Source organism: Aquabacterium sp. UBA2148 (genome assembly GCF_002328915.1).
GTDB lineage: Bacteria > Pseudomonadota > Gammaproteobacteria > Burkholderiales > Burkholderiaceae_C > Aquabacterium > Aquabacterium parvum.
In genome coordinates, this window is the sequence record NZ_DCXA01000080.1 from 4,093 (window position 1) to 6,134 (window position 2,042).

A 2,042-nucleotide genomic window follows, 5' to 3' on the forward strand; every position below is an offset into this window, starting at 1 on the left:
GGCTGGGGTTGGCCCCGCCGATGAAGCCCACGCGGTGGCGGCGTTGGAGGCCAGCCTCGGTGGTGACAGCGCCTGTTGCGCTCACGCGCTCGGTTGCATCGTGGCAATGCACCGGGTCGTGCGCCATGGGCAGGTGGTGGGCGGTGGTGCCTGGGCGCTCGTGTCGCGCCAGCGTGCCCGGGTCGTTGACGAACACGGTGTCGAAGTGGTGCGACCAGCTCGATGTGTCATCGACCTCGTAGGGCTCATCGACCAGCCAGACAGCGGTGTGCCACCTGGCCAGGCGTCGGCCCCAACGCTGTGCAAAGCGCCGGCCATGCACCACCAGAACGAGGTCTGGGGCGAAGGCCTCGATTTTTTCGGGCAGGCGCGGGTCCAGGCAGTCGGCTTCGGCGTGGGCGATGGCGAGTTCGCGTGCGCCGTGGCGCAGGCCGTCTGAGAACACGTCGCCGCAGGTCACGAAGCGGTAGGTGACGACGAACACCCGGGCCGTTCGGGGAGCTGGTTGCAGCGATGTGGTCGGCTGCGCCTGAGGTGTGACCGATGCGATCGGCGTGCTCGGGTGTTCGTTCGCGTGGGCGCGTGCTTGCAGCAGGGCGGCTGGCCTCAAGCCGGCCGCGAAATCGAGCGCCGACATGCGGGGCAGCCCCTGCAGCCTGCTCACAGGGCTGAGGTTGAACAGCTCGATGCCCTGGCGCTGAAAAGCATCGGCCAGCCGTGCGTACTCCTCGTCGATGCGTTGCAGCCTGGCGCTCAGCGGGTGCCTGCCGGTGCGGGCGAAGAAATGGTGATCGGTGAAATCCACGCCGATCAGTCCGATGCGCCTGGCGCCCATCCATGCGGCCAGGCACACCGCCAGGTAGGGCGAGTTTTGCGTGTGGTGCAGCACGGCTTGCGGGCCGATCTCGGTGCCGCCGTGGCGGCCGAGTTGAAAGCGCACCACCGGCGGCGCCACCGGGCCCAGGTCCAACTGTGTGAACAAGGCTTGTGCCCGCGATTGCCTCACGAAGTTGAAGCGATCACCCTTGAACTGCCGCGCCGGGTTGAGCACGACCAGGTAGGTCGGATCGAACAGGCGGCCGACGTCGTTGACGCCGATGGTGGTCAGGCCCAGTTGCGCCACCTTGGGGGTGAGGGAGTTGCCGCAGCCGCAGACGATGATGGACTCGCCCGCATGGCGGTCGCGAAAGTCGTGCAACGAAGCGAGCGAGGCGGGGGCAAGCACGGCGGTCATGCGTCAGATCCAGGTGGTGGTGCCGTTGAGGACGACCCGCGCGCCGCCAGGCAGGCCGGCGCGCCAGGCGTTGGTGGTGTCCTGTGTCACGCCTGGCACGGTGGACCAGAAGTCTTCCCAGGTGCGGTAACTGCGGGCCTTCAGGGCGTCGAAGCGAGCGGGGCCGATGCCGGGCAGCGATTGCAGCGCGGCGGTGTGCATGGCGTGTTCGGCCGCGCGAGCGGGGTCGCCAAGCGCCCGAATGGAGTCGTTGATGGCCAGGGTCTGCAGGCGCAGAGCGGCTTGGCCGGGCACGTTGTAGTCGGACAGCGAGGTGGATTCGACGGGGTTGGGAACGGCGGTGGGTGTCATGCTCCAGCCGCCGGCTTTGGCCTGGTTGGAGCCCAGGTCCCATTCGACGGCACGGCAGTCCAGGGCCGATGCCACGTGCTGTTCTTTCAGCAGGATCTTGCGTTTGTTGATGATCACCGGGTTGGTCGAACTGGCGGGTGTCTGGGCCAGCAGCGGGCTGGCTGATCTGCCGTAGACCACGCGGACTTCGTAGCGGATCACCTTGCCCTCTGCCACCTTGCCCTTGACCTGGCTCTCCACCCGGGTTTCGTGCAGGCCGTTGCCGCTGCGGCTCAGCGGGGTGAGGTTGCCCCATTGGGTGCCGGGGCCACCCAGTTCCTGGTTCAGCAGGTGGCCGAGCACGTAGTAGCTGGCGGTGGAGGTGGACGTGGCATCGCCGTGTCGGCGGATGTTCAGGTCATCGAAGTGGTTGTTGGTGGTGCCCACGTCGGAGCCGCCTGCCAGCCCGCCACTGCGC

At 67.9% G+C, this 2,042-nt stretch carries 2 protein-coding genes; both read right to left on the minus strand.

The window, feature by feature from the left end:
* Positions 1 to 1,234 (minus strand): DUF3880 domain-containing protein (locus B2W70_RS04230; protein ID WP_286743184.1); only part of this gene is annotated, 1,234 nt, incomplete at its 3' end.
* Positions 1,235 to 1,237: 3 nt separating this feature from the next.
* A partial coding sequence (locus tag B2W70_RS04235; protein WP_286743185.1) for a DNA/RNA non-specific endonuclease occupies positions 1,238 to 2,042 on the minus strand: 805 nt, incomplete at its 5' end.